The organism is Butyrivibrio hungatei, assembly GCF_900101605.1.
GTDB classification, from domain to species: domain Bacteria; phylum Bacillota; class Clostridia; order Lachnospirales; family Lachnospiraceae; genus Butyrivibrio; species Butyrivibrio hungatei_B.
This window is the reverse complement of the sequence record NZ_FMUR01000008.1, coordinates 120789-135463: the sequence shown is the minus strand read 5'-3', so window position 1 is coordinate 135463 and position 14675 is coordinate 120789. Positions and strand designations below refer to the sequence as shown.

Sequence of the window (14675 nt, the reverse complement as noted above, 5' to 3'; positions counted from 1 at the left end):
TCTGCTCTTTATCAGTCTATTTCGTGGTAGAAAACCGGGAAATTATCGGCTCTTATTATAAAGATATCGTGCGGATTGTCTTCTCTGAAAGCAATGTAGTCGTCAATCTCGCCTGAATAGTAGCGTTCTTCATTATATGTTGTGAACAGCTTTACTTTTTTGGTAAGAGGTTTTGCGTATATATTTACTTCATCTACGCTGACCGCTGTTTTGGCAAAAGACATCACGGTTTTCTTTTTACCTGTCGCTGTATTTCTGATGCTTGGCGCGTATTCAAAGGTCTTTTTGAACGGCTTGTCCAAAGTTTTATAGGAACTTCTTAGTTTCTCTTCCGATATGGGATAAACTTCGCCGAAAAGACCTATCATCAGGTATGTTGTGGTATCTATGAGAACATCCATATCGCCTTTGAGCGTTCTGACAGTTATCTCCGTGTTGTCGGGGAATATGTCGTCAAGCTTTACATAGCCAAGTTCCTGAGTCGTCTTGGCATATTTTTTCATCGCTGATGTATCAAGCGTCATTTCCTTGGCATATATTATCTCGTAGGAATCAAAGTATTGTTCCATGCGCTCATGAAGAATCTTTGCAGAAAATGCGGCATATTGTTCATCTGTCTGCATCGCGAAAAGATGCATAAGTTTCTCGGGACGGAGCTTTCCGCCGGCCTTGTACATATGTCCGCCGCCTCCTCCGAGACCTTTTGCAAGAAATGCGGCAAGCTCATCGGCATGAACTTCTTTTATGCAGCTTCTTACAGAGAATTTTACTTCGCTTTGCCCGATGTAGTAGCTGAGACATACGTTTACGCCTGCGGTTTCAAGCGCAAAATCACTCATGACTCCGAGAATGTTCGGATCGCACGGCTCAGACTTTATTATCATATATTTATTCTTTTCAAAATACTCATAGTTAATTATTGCATTTCCGGTCACCTTGAGCTCATCAAGGGAAATGTTCGAGTTGCTCATTTCCACAATTATGCTTCTGTTAATAACAAGCTCGTCTTGCATATCCTTATCAAGAGGGTGGGAGATTTCGGAGAGTTTGTTTGTATCGGTGTACAGACCGTAGTAAAGAGCTGTTGCAAGGAGGGGCTCATCGTTTACGTCTACGCCTTCCTTTTTGAGTAAATCCCATACAACCGTGGAAGCACTTCCGATAGCGTTCTTTATTTCCGAATATTCGGGAAGTTCATCGATTGCCTGATGATGATCTATTATCGCAATGTGCTTTGCGGGTGTTTTGGTAATATTTCTTTGTCCGTATTGGCAGTCAACAGTTATCAAAAGCTCCGGAGTATCGGGAAAATCAGGCTCATAGCTTACCGGTATCTTGAGTTTGTCGAGCATAATGGTAATATTGCTCTTCGTGATCACATTTTTACCGCGGTAGATGAGTCGTGCATTTTTCCCGTTGTTTTTAAAATACCACCATAAAGCGTACCCCGATGCCAGTGCATCAGCATCCGGATTATCGTGACACTGTATGACAATATCATTGTATTTCAGTAATTCGTTCAATCTCATAACTAAATAAATCCAAGCGTGTTCGCATCCTCCAAGCAGTACCGGAGCGAACAGAAAAACATTTAAGCGGACTGTTCGTATAAAAAGCCCACTATCTCTATGATAATCAATTTTTGTATTATGTAAAGGTCAGTGTGTTCATAATTAACCAAATTGTTTGTATATGGTTTTAATATAAAATCATCGTAAATACGATAGCGTTGTAAGTCTATGACTAATTTTAATGTATAATATTAATTGTTAAAAAATAAAATTATTCTTACATGTTAATATATAATATACAATATATCGATGTCAAAAGTCAAAAAGAGAAATCCTGTATCATATTCAAGAAAAGAATGATAATATGTAGACTATGACAAAGAAAAAACTGGCTCTCGAGGTGATCTCGAGGTTAAAAAAAGAATATCCGGAGGCAAAATGTACTCTTGCTTATGACAAAGCATGGCAACTGCTTGTCAGCGTGCGACTTGCGGCGCAGTGTACGGATGCGAGAGTGGACATGATCACGCCCATTTTATATGAAAAATATCCGTCGGTGAAAGCGCTTGCGGAGGCGCCCGTAGAAGAGATTGAAAAGATAGTGCGTCCGTGCGGGCTTGGAAATTCCAAAGCAAGAGATATCTCTGCATGTATGAAAGTCATAAACGAGAAGTACGGCGGAAATGTTCCCAATAATATGAAGGAACTGCTTGCGCTTCCCGGAGTTGGCAGAAAGAGCGCAAATCTTATAATGGGTGATGTTTTTGGTGAGCCTGCGATCGTTACGGATACGCATTGCATCAGGCTTTCCAATCTTATCGGCCTTGTTGATGACATCAAGGAACCCGGCAAAGTGGAAAAAGAACTTTGGAAGATCATACCGCCCGAAGAGGGGAACGATCTTTGCCACCGCTTTGTTTTACACGGCAGGGCTGTCTGCATCGCCCGAAGACCTGAATGTGACAGATGTTGCCTGAAAGATATATGCAAAACGGGAAAAAAGGCAATCTGATAAATAAGAGTATTCTAAGAAATAAGAGTACGCTAATTAAAGAAGCGCACTTACGTGACAGAAATATAAACTTGATTCTACTCAAGTTCTCTTTTTATACAATATGATAAATTATTGGTGGATTGGAACGCTATACACATGAATCCAAAGGAGAGAGAATGAGAGATATAGAATATCTAAGACTTCTCGGCAAAGAGTTTCCCACATCGAGGAAAGCCGGCGCCGAGATTATTAATTTGCGGGCAATCTGCGCGCTCCCAAAGGGGACGGAATATTTCTTTTCGGATATTCACGGGGAGTACGAGAGTTTTTCGCATCTGCTTCGCAGTTCATCAGGTATCATAAGAGCCAAGATTGAAGAGACTTTCGGAAATATGATGTCCGAAGAGGATCAGCTTGAGCTTGCGAATCTAATTTATTATCCGTCTGAAACAATTGAAAAAAAGAGACATGATGAGAACATAACGACCAAGCAGCTTCACGATGAGCAGAAGATCACGATTAATAGGCTTATTGCGATATGCAAGGTTGTAAGTTCCAAGTATACAAGATCCAAAGTAAGGAAAAAGATGCCGGCTGACTACGCATACGCAATCGATGAGCTTATGCATCTTGATATGAACGATTTTAATAAAAAAGCCTACTACAACGAGATTATCAACGGGATTATCGAGATTGAATCGGCTGACGAGTTTGTTATCGCGCTCTGCGAGCTTATACAGAATCTTACGATCGATTCTCTTCATATAATAGGAGACATTTTTGACCGAGGCCCAAGGCCCGATCTTGTAATGGAAGAAATCATGAATTTCCACGATGTCGACATACAGTGGGGAAATCATGATATTGACTGGATGGGCGCCGCATGCGGAAATACGGCGTGTATAGCTAATGTCCTCCGAATAGGAACAAGCTATAATTCTTTTGATGCGCTCGAAGACGGCTACGGGATAAATCTAAGACCGCTTTCAATGTTTGCAGCCGAAGTTTACGGAGACGACCCGTGTGAGAATTTCCAGCCGCATCTTCTTGACAAGACTGAGTATGATTCTGTAAATCCGGAGCTTGCGGCGAAGATGTGCAAAGCGATAAGCATCATCCAGTTAAAGCTTGAAGGCAGTCTTATAAAGCGTCATCCTGAATATGGCCTTGAAGACCGGCTTCTTCTTGAAAGGATTGATTTTGAAAACGGAGAAGTGGATATTCGGGGAAAAAAATATAAATTGAGCGATACGAATTTTCCCACGGTCGACACAAAGGCACCTTACAAGCTTTCGCCCGAAGAAGAGGAGCTGATGCATACATTGAAACTTAGTTTTATGCACTCGAAGCTTCTTAGGAAACATGTGCAGTTTCTTTATTCTCACGGCGCGATGTACAGGTCGATAAACAATAACCTTCTCTATCACGGTTGTATTCCGATGGACGAAGAGGGGAACTTTACCTGCATGACGACATCCGACGGAAGCTTTTGCGGCAAGGAGCTTATGGACTACCTTAATACCAAGATCCATGACGCTTTTTTTCTTGATATAAGAGATGACAGGGAGAAAAAACAGGATGCGGTCGATCTGATGTGGTATCTGTGGTGCGGGCCGAACTCGCCTCTTTTTGGAAAAGACAAGATAACTACGTTTGAACATCTTTTCCTCAAAGATAACAAGGAACTGTGCGTTGAGAAATATAATCCGTATTACAAATTCTCAGCGGAGGAGCTCTACGCGGACAAAATCCTTAAGGAATTCGGGTTAAATCCCGAGGGGGCGCACATAATAAATGGTCATGTTCCCGTTAAGACCATGAAGGGAGAGAGTCCCGTCAAAGCGAACGGAAAGCTCTATATTATTGACGGAGGTCTTTCCAAAGCATATCACGAACAGACGGGGATAGCCGGATATACGCTTATATACAACTCCAATCATCTTGCACTTGCGGCGCATAAGCCTTTTGTAAGAGGGCAGGAGAATACACCTTCAATTCAGATAACGGAAACAACCAAAAAGCGCATTCTTGTAAAAGATACGGATATCGGGAAAACTTTGATAAGACAGATAGAGGACCTTAAAGATCTGCTTGCGGCATATGAAAGCGGACTGATAAGGGAAAACAGATAAGTAAGACAGTACATTATGTAGTTTATAAAAAAGTTATTTGACGTTTTTTGTCACTTTGATTAAAATAACTATAACCTAGGAAGTATGTGCAAATTTAATGTGGGATTACAGAATACGAAGGGAAAAGGGTCTGGATATGGATACAAGCGGACTTAGTGCTGAACAGCAGGCTTTATTGGCCAGTATAATGGGTAAATCCTCACAGGCAGGAGGAGGCGGATTCAATCCTTCGACGCCGGTATCGGCGGGAGGAGCGGCACCGTTACCTGCGGATAATGGCAAGATGCTGAGTCAGGCAGAGATAGATGCTCTGATCGCATCAATGGGCAAATGAGGATAATGGATCAATTAGGTTTATAGGGCTTTTTTGATTTTTTTGCGTCGGCATTACATGTCGGCGCTTTTTTATGTTTAATGGGTTTAAGAATTGCAGAAAATATATTATCATAATATTGTGAATAATTAATTGTTTATATGCGAATTGATATTCGTGTGACAGAGTAAGCAGCGCCTTATCGAACGGTTGAAATGTTTGGAGGGAGAAAACATGTATATTGCGATGCAGTGCAGTGACAGCAACGGAACACTGAATACGGAAGTTTGCACCTTTTGTGGAATAAGATATGACACAAGGTACAAATCAGCAGTTATTTCCACGGAACATCTCAACCATGACTATGTTATCCCTATGGAAGCAAGAGATTATGAGAATGCGGTGAGACAGATAATGGACGCGCTTAAGAATCATGCGGATATTATAAGAATTGAAGAGGGAATAGTATGCCGCGGAAGAAAAGGGGAATCCAGGCATGTTGAACCGCAGAAGCTGGTTATTGCACAGATATGACAACAAGGAGGAAGACAATGGGTAAAAAAGTATTGGTGGCTTATTTTTCTGCCGGAGGAGTAACCGCAAAAGTGGCAAAAGAGCTTGCTGCAGTTACAGACGCTGATATTTATGAGATTGTTCCGAAGGAAAAATACACGGCGGAAGATCTTAACTGGCAGGATGAAAAATCGCGAAGCAGCATTGAGATGAAGGACGTTGCTTCACGACCTGAAATAGCAGACAACTCTGCAAACGTAGATACGGCAGATGTTATTTTTATTGGCTTTCCCATCTGGTGGTATACGGCGCCGCACATCATAAACAGTTTCCTTGAATCCTATGATTTTGCGGGTAAGCATGTAGTTCTTTTTGCAACATCGGGCGGAACCGATATTGAGAAGAGTGTAAAAGACCTTCAGAACACCTACACTCGCATCCGTTTTGACGGAGGAAAAAAGATAAACATAGGAACTTCCACGGACGAGCTTAAAGCCTGGGCCGGGAAATACATTTCTTGAAATGATGAAGGATATAGCCGAATTGATGGCTATATCCTTTTTGGGTTAATGATTTTTGGTCAATTTCCAAATTAAATGCAACACATAGCGAATGATGATAACGGAGCGTATTTTTGCATGGTTTTGTGCTTAAATATGCTCCGATTTTATATGCAAAATTATAGATTTTGAGGGTGTTTTGCGCTGTTTTGCACATACTTAACAGGTCCATTTCTGGACCTGTCAGAGTAAATCGTACATATTTTAGTGTTGCATTTAGTCTGAAGAATCAGACTTTTACAAGAGCTTCCCTGTACTCACGCTGTGCTTTTGAAGCTTTGTAGAAGCGCTTGCTAGAGTGGCAATTGTAAGGTCTGCTGCAACCATAGAGACTCTGGATGCGGATAGAGCTGAGCAAACTAAGCGGTTGTACCTATATTTTACAAAATTAAGCAGATTAATAGAAAAACAGGCTGTTAAGAATATCTGATATTTCGGGCTTATTATGTTCTGAGCATTGATAAAGTTTATGTTACATGATAAGATGTTAATGCTTTGTTAAATAGTGTTTCAAAAATAGAAACAAGAGAGGCATGTAATGACAGAAAATAAGGTTTTTATAGATACTGGAGTATTTACAGGTATTGTTGAAGATATAAGAGGTGCCGCTTCTGAATGTGTATTTCCTAACAGCGCATTAAAACAGGCAGATCGCTTAGACACTTTTAATGCAGGAAGGAAGATGCATCAATTACTACAATTGATACATGAAACAGATGAACTATACAGACAGGAATCATCGGAGTCACTTCCACATGGCTTTCTTACAATGCGCGACAGTATGATCGCGATTGATAAGGCTTCCGCTGAAAGCCTTACAGTGGAAAAAATAAATGTTGGAGGCATGAAGAGATAATGGGCAGACATTCTGAGATACATGAGCTGGAGCGTGAAATTGCAAGATGTGAAGAAGAACTTCGCGTACTTGATAGCAAAGAGCGTATCATAAGAAGGTTACAGGCTGAGATTGCAGATGAAGTTGAAACTCCTGTTAAAAGCTATGATATGACCTTAGCTGATGGATTTAGAGGAACTCTTGAATCTAATGCTGAAGATATGAAAAGTCAGATTTATAGCGAAACGCGTCGTGCACAGGACCATACATCAGAGTTTTTATCTGATATGGCAAGAGCCAGAGAACGAATCCGTGAACATATAGAAAAATGTCAAAGAAGGATAGATCATCTTTGGGCTGAGATTGAGGCAGAATCGCGAAATAATGCTATGTAAATGGAAAAAATTATATGTTATGGTATTACGGAGATGAAGGGATAATCGGGAGTGATTCCGATATAAAATATGACGCTGAAGTTATGGATAGTTTTACAGATGCACTCTGTAGAGATATTGACAGCTACAGGGAACGCGCAAGAGATCTTGAAAGAGGATATGTAAAATATCATAACAATGAGACTTTTATTGGAGAGATGGCTGACAGGTCAAAGGAATTTACATATGATGTGCAGGGTGATATACATGAAAAGAACCTTGAGCTAAAAAAAGAGTTCCTGAATATGTGTCTTAGCATAGAAAACAAGTTTAAAGAAGAAGTTGATCCCTCCCCTAAAGCAAGGGTAAGCGTGGAAGGTCTGACAAAGATAAAGAAAGATTTTAATGTATACCTTGACGCTCTTGATACTAAGGGGTATGAGCTTGAATGTCATGCAAAAGAAACCGCCGATATATTGGGACGATGGGGAGTATCCTCAGTGCCTACTTATCGTAGAGCAATGGAGGTGTGCGATGAATTTTGCGGACAAGGGAAATCTTTGGATAAGGACATAAAAAAGCTTGAAGACTTCGATCGTGAAGCATCTGCTCTCATAGATCGAATAGATCTTGAAGGCTATGCAGATAACCTTCAGAGAAAAATAAAGCATACAGCCGGTGTTCTTGACAGCATGACTGTTTATCAGCCGGATGTTGCTAAGAACTCAATCGGGCTTGTTGCGTTTGGCACTGCTGGAGCAGCAATGAATAGTCCTTTGGATGTATTTAAAAAGTTATTGGCTGCGCAAAAGAAATCGGATCCGGTAGTTATCACAGATCCCAAATATCTTGAAACAATGAAGAAGGAGTTCGGATTTACAGAAGAACAGGCCACTTTGCTTTATGAAGCATATGTAAAATTCGAAAAGAAGTACCCAATTAAAGCAAGTAAAGAGTGGAATGATAAGAAAATCAAGTATTTCTATTCAAATCTTGCGGCATTGAATCCGGGATATTCTTCAGAAGATAAGCTGTTTAAATTGATGGCTGTGACACCTTCGACTCGCCAGGCGGTTGCATTTTTTAATTCTTTGGGTGTTGATGGTGCAACACTTAAAGAAGCTGTTAATGATCAACATTCAACATGTGAAAAAAATCAGAAGAGAGATTTTGTGCATGAGTGTGCTATATTTGCGATAATGTCAGAGAAGCACGGAACAAAGGAAGTAGCTGGATTTGTTGATGATGTAGACGCTCTTATAGGTTACAAAGGTGATGTCTATTCAGGAAAAATGGGTATAGATGACAAAAAATCAGATGTACAGGCATATAACATTTACTATCGAATGAGGGAAAGCAAGGATGGTGATATATGGGCGGCAATGTCAGAGTATAATGAGGGTGTTTGTGAAGGAAAGATAAATGGTTCTCGCGAGTTTTTGGCACACTTTGGTAATGGTGATCCACAAAAAGGCATGGTCGAGTTAAAAAAGGAACTTGATAGAGAAACTACCGGAACTAAGATGCTTAAAGGTGATCCGGATGATGTTCAGAGAACTAAAAAGGAATTTCTTGATTATATATCTAAAGAAAGTGGTATTAAGTAGAAATGAATAACAAATTAAAAAAAAATATGTTAGTTTCACTCAGCGCACTGTTAGTTATATTTATCACTTTAGCATTTTGTTATGGGCACTATTCAAGAGCAAAGAAAGAACAGGCTATAGCGGAACAAAAAGTTATAGAGGCTCAAGTAAAAGAGAAGGCAATCAATAATGCAAAAGCATGTGGCTATTCTATTGAATTTACGGAAGATGAGACTTTTTGCATGGAAAAGGATGATGTAAAATACTCCTTCTGTATAAGTGCTTCGGGAGTGTGTTTTGATTATTGTGAATTTATCAAAATTGAGAAGGATATAAATGTTAAAGAAGGCGAGGTTATGCTTAAAATCAAAAATCTGGAAGATGGAAAAATTAAGGTTCGATATGATGATACAAGAGTGATCATAGCAGATGACGGGACAGAAGAGCCAATGTTTTCAGGCTCATATTTTATAAGCAATACAGATTTTGACAAAGAATCATTGGTAATACAACCGCAGATAATAGATGATAAACAGAAATCAATTGATGCATATGACAAAATAATGAGATTTATTACTGTAGAAGAACTTAAAGAGCAATATAATAAAGCTCTTGCCATTTGTAAGCAGCTAAACGAGTGATTGCTGTGATGCAGTTAAATAATCCAATTACAGGAGTGCAAGAATGACACGAAACGAAAAACGATCAGAAATAAAAAAGTTAGATGAGCAAATAAAAGAATATGAAGGGAAAATCTTCGAGCTAGAAGAAGCATACAAAGAAACAAAGATACACTACGAAGCTATTGTGAGAGACGTTTATGAGCCGCAGAAGGCTTATGACATGGCTCCTCTTAAGATATATGGGAATAATATGTATAAAGAGGCAGACGAATATCGTAAAAAGATGGTTTTAGAGCTGAAAAAAAGTCTTCGTGACACAGAAACTTTTATGTCTCAAATTCTGTCAATTATGGAAAAAATACAAAAAGAAAAGCAGAAATGTGAAAATAAGAAAAAGGCTTTTGAAGCAGAACTTGATATTTCAGTATCGTAATATTAATGGTTCAGTCAGATTAAGAGATTTTGGCTGAACCTTTTTTGTGCCCACATTCTCCAAACTAAATGCAACACATCACCCCTTTTAGAGTAAATACAATCAAAATTGCATTTACATTGAAAAATAACCCTACATGATTTTTTGCCCCGTTTATTTGACATCCGTTTTGCTTGTGGTAAAATTTTGTAGATAGTCTATGCTTTTATTCATTAGCTGAGCATAGTTTGAATAGTTATATTGGAGGAGTAATATCTCATGTCAGAAGTATACAATCATCATGTAGTTGAAAAGAAGTGGCAGCAGGTCTGGGACGACGAGAAGGCTTTCGCTGCAACAAATGACTTCACAAAGCCTAAGTACTATGCGCTTGTAGAATTTCCTTATCCTTCGGGACAGGGACTTCATGTAGGACATCCGCGTCCTTATACAGCGCTTGATATTGTAGCAAGAAAGCGCAGAATGCAGGGATATAACGTACTATATCCTATGGGCTGGGATGCGTTCGGACTTCCTACAGAGAATTATGCCATTAAGAATCATATTCATCCCAAGATCGTTACAGAGAATAACGTAAAGAGATTCAAAGAGCAGCTTCATTCACTCGGATACTCTTTTGATTGGGACAGAGAGATAAATACAACAGATCCTAAGTACTATCACTGGACACAGTGGATCTTCAGAAAGCTCTTCGAAGAAGGACTTGCTTACAAGAAGGAGATGCCTATCAACTGGTGTACTTCATGTAAGGTTGGTCTTGCAAACGAAGAGGTTGTTAACGGTGTTTGCGAGCGTTGCGGATCACCCGTTGTTCGTAAGGTAAAGAGCGAGTGGATGCTCAAGATCACTGAGTATGCAGATAAGCTTATCGATGGACTTGATACTGTTGATTATATCGAGAGAGTTAAGGTTTCACAGAAGAACTGGATCGGACGTTCAACAGGTGCCGAGGTTGATTTTGCGATAAAAGATACCGAGGACAAGCTTACAGTATATACAACAAGATGCGATACACTCTTTGGAGCTACTTATATGGTAGTTTCACCCGAGCATCCTTATCTTGATAAATATAAGGACAAGATCAGTAACTTCGACGCTATCCTTGCTTACCGTGAGGAAGCTGCAAAGAAGTCTGACTTCGAGCGTTCTGAGCTTGCCAAGGATAAGACAGGTGTGCAGGTTGACGGTATCGTTGCCATTAATCCTGTTAATGGAAAAGAGATTCCTATCTGGGTTTCAGATTACGTACTCATGAGCTACGGAACAGGTGCTATCATGGCGGTTCCTGCACATGATGACAGAGACTGGGAATTTGCAAAGAAATTTAATCTTCCTATCATCCAGGTTGTTGCAAAGGATGGCGAGGAAGTTGACGTTAACGCTGCTGCATTTACAGACGTTGCAACAGGAGTACTTGTTAATTCAGGTTTCCTCAACGGCCTTTCTGTAGCAGATGCCAAGGCTAAGATGATAGAGTTCCTTGAGGAAAAGAAGATCGGTCATGCCAAGGTTAATTATAAGCTTCGTGACTGGGTATTTTCACGTCAGAGATATTGGGGTGAGCCTATCCCCGTAGTTCATTGTGAGAAGTGCGGATATGTATCTATCCCTGAATCTGAACTTCCTCTTCTTCTTCCCGAAGTAGAGAGCTATGAGCCTACAGATAACGGTGAGTCACCTCTTGCAGCTATGACAGACTGGGTAAATACGACATGTCCTTGCTGCGGCGGACCGGCTAAGAGAGAGACAGATACAATGCCTCAGTGGGCAGGATCTTCATGGTACTTCTTAAGATACTGCGATCCTACAAACGATAATGAGCTTGCTAGCAAAGAAGCACTTAAATACTGGATGCCTGTAGACTGGTATAACGGAGGAATGGAGCATACAACACTTCACCTTCTTTATTCAAGATTCTGGCACAAATTCCTCTACGATCAGGGCGTTGTTAACACTCCCGAGCCTTATCAGAAGAGAACTTCTCACGGAATGATCCTTGGTGAGAACGGCGAGAAGATGAGTAAGTCAAGAGGAAACGTTGTTAACCCTGACGATATCGTAAGAGATTACGGTGCAGATACACTTCGTACATATGAGATGTTCATCGGAGCATTCGACCTTGCAGCAAGTTGGTCAGAGGACGGAGTTAAGGGATGCCGCAGATTCCTTGACAGAGTATGGAAGCTTCAGGATATCATGACTGAGGAAGAGGGTTATTCAAAAGATCTTGAGACCAAGATGCACCAGACAATCCAGAAGGTTTCATTCGACTTTGAGAACCTTAAGTACAATACAGCTATCGCAGCAATGATGGCACTTATAAATGACTTCTATAAGAAGAATGCCGTTACAAAGGGCGAGTACAAGACACTTATCACACTTCTTAACCCTGTTGCTCCTCATATCACAGAGGAAATCTGGCAGGCAATCGGAGGTGAGGGTCGTTTGTATCAGCAGAGCTGGCCTGAATTTGATGAAGCTAAGACAGTTACAAATACTGTTGAGATCGCAGTTCAGATCAACGGTAAAGTAAAGGCAACTCTCAATATCAGCAAAGATGACCCTAAGGACGAAGTTATCGCAAAGGGTAAAGAGCTCATTGCCGATAAGCTTGAGGGCAAGACAATAGTAAAAGAAATTTATGTTCCGGGAAGAATTGTAAATATCGTTGCGAAGTAACTTCCGTAACTGAATAATTAAGAATAAAGAAGAAGCAGTAATCGTGATCGGTTATTGCTTCTTTTTTAGTGCATTACAAAACTTCCCCCACCCGGGAGGGATATAACTGGGGCATGATGCGTGCTATCTGGGAAAGCAGAGCAGATACCGCTATCGTAACTTCGCAGGACCTTTTGGGACTTGGAAGTGAAGCCAGAATGAATATACCTTCAACACTTGGAAATAACTGGGTGTGGCGAGCTATGCCCGGTGTGTTTGATAAGCAGCTTGCAAAAAAAATCAGAGGTAAGATGGAAATTTATGCGAGACTGCCACAATAAGAAAAGGAGAATGGATCTTTGAATACTAAAAAACTGACAGATTATACCGGAAAGGCTCTTTGTGAATGCTCTGTATCTGAGCTTTATAACGCACTTCTTTTGATGACACAGGAAGCCGCAGAGAATAAAGGGTATCATAGCGGAAAAAAGAAACTTTACTATATTTCTGCCGAGTTTTTGATCGGCAAGCTTTTGTCCAACAACCTGATCAATCTTGGACTTTATGATGAGGTAAAAAAGGAACTTGCCGAGGCGGGAAGAGATATTGCGGAGCTTGAAGAATGTGAGTATGAGCCGTCTCTCGGAAACGGAGGACTCGGAAGACTTGCAGAGGCGCTTGAAACATGGCCACGCGAATTCCTTGCAGGCTGTACCCTTCCTTCTGCCGATAATCGACAGCCTTGATAAGCGCATAAAAAAGGCTTATAAAGATCCTACTGTCTGGATAAGCGACAAAGACGGAAATGTTCATATGGCACATATGGATATCCACTTCTCACATTCTACGAATGGCGTGGCTGCGCTTCATACAGAGATTTTGAAAAACAGTGAGCTTAAGGCTTTCTATGATATATATCCGGAGAAGTTCAACAATAAGACTAACGGAATTACTTTCAGACGTTGGCTTTTGTCCTGCAATCCGGGGCTTGCCGGGCTTATCAATGAGAAGATCGGTAAAGAGTGGGTAAAGGATGCTGAGAAGCTTAAAGCACTTGAGGGATTCTCGGGTGATGAAGCTTTCCTTGCTTCTCTTGCACAGATCAAGAAAGATAACAAAGTTCGCTTTGCAAACTGGCTTGAGGATCATCAGGGAACTAAGATCGATCCCGATTCGATATTTGATGTGCAGTCCAAGAGACTTCATGAGTATAAGAGGCAGCAGCTTAATCTTTTGTGGATCATCCATACTTTGCAGGAGATCAGAAAAGGAAAAGTTCCCGCGCACAAGATAACATGTATCTTCGGAGCAAAGGCCGCACCTGCTTATACCATAGCAAAGGACATTATCCATGCTATTCTTTGCCTGTCCAAGATTGTGGAAAATGATGCAAAGGCAAGCAAATATCTTCAGGTTGTAATGATCGAGAATTATAATGTTACCGCTGCGGAAAAGCTCATTCCAGCATGTGATATCTCAGAGCAGATCTCGCTTGCATCAAAGGAAGCTTCCGGAACAGGTAATATGAAGTTTATGTTAAACGGTGCCGTAACTCTCGGAACTATGGACGGTGCTAACGTAGAGATCGCAGATCTTGTCGGAAAAGACAACATTTTCACTTTCGGTCTTTCTTCTGACGAAGTTATAAAGCATTATGCGAAGGCTGATTATGTTGCCAAGAAGTATTATGAAAAAGATCCTGCGCTGAAAGAAGCAGTGGATTTCCTGATTGGAAAAGAGATGCTTGCTGTCGGCGATAAGGTCAATCTGAACAGATTGTACAAAGAGCTGGTTGGCAAAGACTGGTTCATGACCTTCCCTGATTTCAAGGATTATTGCAAAGTAAAGGGTGAGGCACTTAAAGCATATGAGGATGAAAAGAGCTGGCGTAAGATGACACTTGTCAACATCGCCAATGCGGGATTCTTCTCATCAGACAGAACCATCAAGCAGTATAATGACGATATCTGGCATCTGTAACCTAATAAACAGATTTATTAAAAAAGAAGCGATAGTCTTAGCGGGCTATTGCTTCTCTTTTTGCATATATAAATGTTATAATGTTAATAGATGTGCCATATATCATTATAACGAGGTTCCGACTTGAGGGGCACCATCACATACAAGATTTTTGGAAAGAGGG

General features: G+C 40.6%; 13 protein-coding genes and 1 pseudogene. 13 read left to right on the top strand and 1 reads right to left on the bottom strand.

What is annotated here, in order from left to right; translation table 11 throughout:
- Positions 1 to 11: 11 nt before the first annotated feature.
- Positions 12 to 1529: a DHH family phosphoesterase gene (locus tag BLP87_RS07660; RefSeq protein ID WP_074462172.1), complete on the bottom strand. Its 1518-nt coding sequence runs from the start codon at positions 1527 to 1529 to the stop codon at positions 12 to 14.
- Positions 1530 to 1884: 355 nt separating this feature from the next.
- Here BLP87_RS07660 and BLP87_RS07655 point away from each other — a divergent pair, with 355 nt between their 5' ends.
- The 13 genes and pseudogenes from BLP87_RS07655 to glgP all read left to right on the top strand — a co-directional run bounded on the left by BLP87_RS07655 (position 1885) and on the right by glgP (position 14512).
- Entirely contained in the window at positions 1885 to 2523 is a 639-nt protein-coding gene (locus BLP87_RS07655; RefSeq protein WP_074462171.1) for an endonuclease III domain-containing protein, read from the top strand.
- Positions 2524 to 2681: 158 nt separating this feature from the next.
- Positions 2682 to 4637, top strand: a complete 1956-nt coding sequence (locus BLP87_RS07650) for a fructose-1,6-bisphosphatase (RefSeq protein ID WP_074462170.1) — start codon at positions 2682 to 2684, stop codon at positions 4635 to 4637.
- 136 nt (positions 4638 to 4773) lie between these two features.
- Positions 4774 to 4971, top strand: coding sequence for a hypothetical protein (locus BLP87_RS07645; RefSeq protein ID WP_176756617.1), 198 nt, complete (start codon positions 4774 to 4776; stop codon positions 4969 to 4971).
- A 213-nt stretch (positions 4972 to 5184) separates the two neighbouring features.
- Positions 5185 to 5484, top strand: a complete 300-nt coding sequence (locus BLP87_RS07640; protein ID WP_074462168.1) for a hypothetical protein — start codon at positions 5185 to 5187, stop codon at positions 5482 to 5484.
- A 17-nt stretch (positions 5485 to 5501) separates the two neighbouring features.
- Positions 5502 to 5984: a flavodoxin gene (locus BLP87_RS07635; protein WP_074462167.1), complete on the top strand. Its 483-nt coding sequence runs from the start codon at positions 5502 to 5504 to the stop codon at positions 5982 to 5984.
- 577 nt (positions 5985 to 6561) lie between these two features.
- Positions 6562 to 6879: a hypothetical protein gene (locus tag BLP87_RS07630; protein ID WP_074462166.1), complete on the top strand. Its 318-nt coding sequence runs from the start codon at positions 6562 to 6564 to the stop codon at positions 6877 to 6879.
- Positions 6879 to 7253, top strand: a complete 375-nt coding sequence (locus tag BLP87_RS07625; protein WP_074462165.1) for a hypothetical protein — start codon at positions 6879 to 6881, stop codon at positions 7251 to 7253. The genes BLP87_RS07630 and BLP87_RS07625 overlap by 1 nt, the downstream gene beginning before the upstream one ends.
- 14 nt (positions 7254 to 7267) lie before the next feature.
- Positions 7268 to 8839 (top strand): hypothetical protein, encoded by a 1572-nt coding sequence (locus tag BLP87_RS07620; protein ID WP_074462164.1) that lies wholly within the window; start codon positions 7268 to 7270, stop codon positions 8837 to 8839.
- Positions 8840 to 8841: 2 nt separating this feature from the next.
- The gene (locus BLP87_RS07615; RefSeq protein WP_074462163.1) at positions 8842 to 9459 is read left to right on the top strand and encodes a hypothetical protein; all 618 of its coding nucleotides are present in this window, start codon (positions 8842 to 8844) and stop codon (positions 9457 to 9459) included.
- A 43-nt stretch (positions 9460 to 9502) separates the two neighbouring features.
- Positions 9503 to 9874: a hypothetical protein gene (locus tag BLP87_RS07610; RefSeq protein WP_074462162.1), complete on the top strand. Its 372-nt coding sequence runs from the start codon at positions 9503 to 9505 to the stop codon at positions 9872 to 9874.
- 258 nt (positions 9875 to 10132) lie between these two features.
- Positions 10133 to 12553, top strand: a complete 2421-nt coding sequence (leuS, locus tag BLP87_RS07605; protein ID WP_074462161.1) for a leucine--tRNA ligase — start codon at positions 10133 to 10135, stop codon at positions 12551 to 12553.
- 113 nt (positions 12554 to 12666) lie between these two features.
- Positions 12667 to 12873: a 4-alpha-glucanotransferase gene (locus BLP87_RS07600; protein ID WP_083334529.1), complete on the top strand. Its 207-nt coding sequence runs from the start codon at positions 12667 to 12669 to the stop codon at positions 12871 to 12873.
- 18 nt (positions 12874 to 12891) lie between these two features.
- A pseudogene (glgP, locus tag BLP87_RS07595) lies at positions 12892 to 14512 on the top strand (glycogen/starch/alpha-glucan family phosphorylase).
- Positions 14513 to 14675: the final 163 nt, after the last annotated feature.